This window comes from Mycobacterium sp. TH-M106 (assembly GCF_057473765.1).
This window is the reverse complement of sequence record NZ_JBYCLE010000015.1, coordinates 1-1,092: the sequence shown is the minus strand read 5'-3', so window position 1 is coordinate 1,092 and position 1,092 is coordinate 1. Positions and strand designations below refer to the sequence as shown.

The following is a 1,092-nucleotide window of genomic DNA, read 5'->3' as shown; positions in this document are numbered from 1 at the left end:
TGGCGCGCATGCCGCGCCAGATGATGGCGATCCACACGAACATGCCGACGATCAGCAGGATCTGCCAGAGCCGCGGCAGGTCGAGATACTCCCACTGTTGGGAGAACAGCGAGCCGTGCGGGATCACTCCGTAGATGGACAGTGCCTCACAGATCAGGGAGCCGAACACCACCAGTGCCACCGCGCCCAGCAGCACGTAGGCCAGAACACCTTGGCGGCGCGGCTCGCGGCGGGCGATGAACGGCACCAGGAAGATCCCGCCCGCCAGAAACGCCGCCGCGGTCCAGAACAACGACAACTGCACATGCCAGGTCCTGGCCAGGTTGTAGGGCAGCACCCGGGCCAGATCCAGGCCGAAGAACGTCGACAAGTCCGCCCGGTAGTGCTCGGCGGCCGCTCCCAGCAGTGTCTGCGCCAAAAACAGCACCGACACGATCGCGAAGAACCAGATGGTGGCCCGCTGGGCCGGCGTCAGGCTCACCTCGCCGGGTTGTCGGAACGACAGCGTGGACGCCTCGGCGCTGTGCCAGCCCACTTTTTGGCTCCAGCGCCCGTAGACCGCGAACATGATCCCGATGCCGCCCAGCAACGCGATCAGTGACAGCACCGACCACACGATCACCGGTGCCGTCGGACCGTTGTCCACGCGCGGCTCGGCCGGCCAGTTGTTGGTGTAGCTGTACTTGTGGCCCGGGCGCTCGGCCGCGGCTGCCCACGCCGTCCACGCGAAAAACGCCGTCAGGTCGCGGATCTGCGCCTTGTCGGTGATCATCTGCGGCAATAGTCCGTATTTGGTGGACTTCTCCCCGAAATAGGCCGCGTAATAGTTTCGGATGTGGTCGAATGCGGCCGCCTGTCGGGCGGTCAACACCAGTGTCTTGGTGGCCGGGTTGTAGCGGTTGGTCCGGAATTCGGTGACCACCCGGTCCCGGGGATCTTTCGCTCCCCGCGCGCGCAGTTGATCAGCGACGTCGTCGGTGGCCCGCCGAAGGTATTCGGCGGTGTAATCGGGTCCGAGGTAGGCGCCGTGGCCGAGCACCGACCCGTACTCCATCAGTCCGCGGGCCTGGTAGATCTCCTGGCCCCGGGTGA

1 pseudogene is annotated in these 1,092 nt (G+C 65.8%); it reads right to left on the bottom strand.

Annotated elements, in window-relative coordinates:
* A pseudogene (locus tag AC2VOP_RS00515) lies at nt 1–1,092 on the bottom strand (nitric-oxide reductase large subunit); the annotation flags it as partial.